Here is a 2,381-nt window from a genome sequence, read left to right on the forward strand (position 1 = left end):
CCCATCGCACCGGGGGCGACGGATGCCGACATCCGCGGCGCATGGGAGCAGGCGTACGGCGACGAGCTGTTCGTGCAGCTGCTGCCCGAGGGGCACTTCCCGCGCACCGCCGACGTCGTGGGCGCCAACACCGCGCTCCTCGGCCTCGCGATCGACCGCGCAGCGAACCGCGTGGTGGTCGTGGCCGCGCTCGACAACCTGGCCAAGGGCACCGCGGGTGCCGCGATCCAGTCGATGAACATCGCCCTCGGCCTTCCCGAGGCCACGGGCCTGAGCGTGAACGGAGTGGCACCGTGAGCGTCACGGCAGCACGAGGATTCGACGCGGCCGGCGTCGCCGTCGCCCTGAAGTCGACCGGTAACAAGGACGTCGCGATCGTCGTCAACCGCGGCCCGCTCAAGGTCGGCGCGGCGGTCTTCACCAGCAACCGCGCCAAGGCGAACCCCATCATCTGGTCGCAGCAGGCCATCGCCGACGGCGTGGTCGAGGCAGTCGTGCTCAACTCCGGCGGCGCCAACTGCTTCACCGGGTCGTTCGGCTTCCAGACCACGCACCAGACCGCCGAGAAGACCGCCGAGCTGCTGGGCGTGAGCCCCGGCGACGTCATCGTCTGCTCCACGGGACTCATCGGCACCGGCGACGAGGTCTTCCGTGCCAAGGTGCTCGACGGGGTCGAGAAGGGCATCGCAGCGCTCAGTCCCGACGGTGGCGACGACGCGGCGCACGCCATCATGACCACGGACTCCCGTTCCAAGCAGAGCGTCTTCCGAGGCGAAGGCTGGACGATCGGGGGCATGGCCAAGGGCGCCGGCATGCTGGCGCCGGGACTTGCCACCATGCTCGTCGTCATCACGACCGACGCGGTCATCGACGCGGCCGAGGCCGACGCCCACCTGCGCGCCGCCACCCGCGTGAGCTTCGACCGGCTCGACTCCGACGGCTGCATGTCGACCAACGACCAGGTGACGCTGCTCGCCAGCGGCGCCAGCGACGTCGTCCCCGACCCGCATGCCTTCCGCGCCGCGCTCGCCGCGGTGTGCAGCGACCTCGCACGCCAGCTGCAGGGCGATGCCGAGGGCGCGAGCCACGACATCACCATCCAGGTCACCGGTGCCGCCACCGAGGACGACGCCGTGACGGTCGGCCGCTCGGTCGCCCGCAACAACCTCTTCAAGGCCGCGATCTTCGGCAACGACCCCAACTGGGGGCGGGTGCTGGCCGCCATCGGCACGACGGATGCCGCCTTCGACCCCTATGACGTCGACGTCTGGATGAACGGCGTGCGCGTCTGCACCGCCGGCGGCCCCGACCGCCCGCGCGAGGAGGTCGACCTCACCCCCCGCGCGACCCACGTGCACATCGACCTCAAGGTCGGCGACGCCGTGGCGACGATCCTCACCAACGACCTCACGCACGACTACGTCCACGAGAACAGCGCGTACTCCTCATGACCGACATCCAGCAGACCACCCCCGAAGAGGCCGCGGTCAAAGCCGGCGTGCTGATCGAGTCGCTGCCCTGGCTCAAGCGCTTCAGCGACCAGATCATCGTCATCAAGTTCGGCGGCAACGCCATGATCTCCGACGAGCTGCAGGATGCCTTCGCCGAAGACATCGCCTACCTGCGCTTCGTCGGGGTCAAGCCGGTCGTCGTGCACGGCGGCGGGCCGCAGATCTCCAAGATGCTCGACCGGCTGTCGATTCCGAGCGAGTTCAAGGGCGGGTATCGCGTCACCTCCGCCGAGGCGATCTCGGTGGTGCGCATGGTGCTCACCGGGCAGATCAACCCCCAGCTGGTCAGCCGCATCAACACGCACGGCCCGTTCGCGAGCGGACTGTCCGGCGAAGACGCGGGCCTGTTCGGCGGACGCCGCCGTGGCGTGCACGTCGACGGAGTCGAGCACGACCTCGGCAATGTCGGCGACGTCGTCGCGGTCGATCCGCAGCCGGTGCTCGATCAGCTCGCCGCCGGGCGCATCCCGGTGGTCTCGAGCATCGCGCCCGACCTCGACAACCCCGGGCAGTCGCTCAACGTCAACGCCGACGCCGCTGCGGCATCCCTCGCCGTTGCGCTCGGGGCGACGAAGCTCATCATCCTCACCGACGTACCCGGCCTCTACGCCGACTGGCCAGACCGCAGCTCGCTGGTGTCGCACCTGACGGCGACCGACCTGCGCGCCATGCTGCCCACTTTGGAGTCGGGGATGATTCCGAAGATGCAGGCGTGCCTCGACGCCGTGGACGGTGGCGTCGACACCGCTGCGATCATCGACGGACGCCAGCCGCACTCGCTGCTGGTGGAGATCTTCACGGAGCAGGGAATCGGCACGGAGGTGGTGGCGGGATGACCGCAGACAGCTGGAAGGACGACGCCCAGCGCGA

The 2,381-nt window shown here is 69.7% G+C and carries 3 protein-coding genes; all 3 read left to right on the forward strand.

What is annotated here, in order from left to right; translation table 11 throughout:
- Positions 1-297 (forward strand): Asd/ArgC dimerization domain-containing protein (locus tag NQ160_RS22385; protein WP_374113703.1); only part of this gene is annotated, 297 nt, incomplete at its 5' end.
- Positions 294-1,451, forward strand: a complete 1,158-nt coding sequence (argJ, locus tag NQ160_RS22390) for a bifunctional glutamate N-acetyltransferase/amino-acid acetyltransferase ArgJ (RefSeq protein WP_257517239.1) — start codon at positions 294-296, stop codon at positions 1,449-1,451. The genes NQ160_RS22385 and argJ, both read left to right, overlap by 4 nt.
- Entirely contained in the window at positions 1,448-2,347 is a 900-nt protein-coding gene (gene argB, locus NQ160_RS22395) for an acetylglutamate kinase (RefSeq protein WP_257517240.1), read from the forward strand. The genes argJ and argB overlap by 4 nt, the downstream gene beginning before the upstream one ends.
- Positions 2,348-2,381 lie beyond the last annotated feature (34 nt).

This window comes from Microbacterium sp. zg.Y909 (assembly GCF_024626565.1).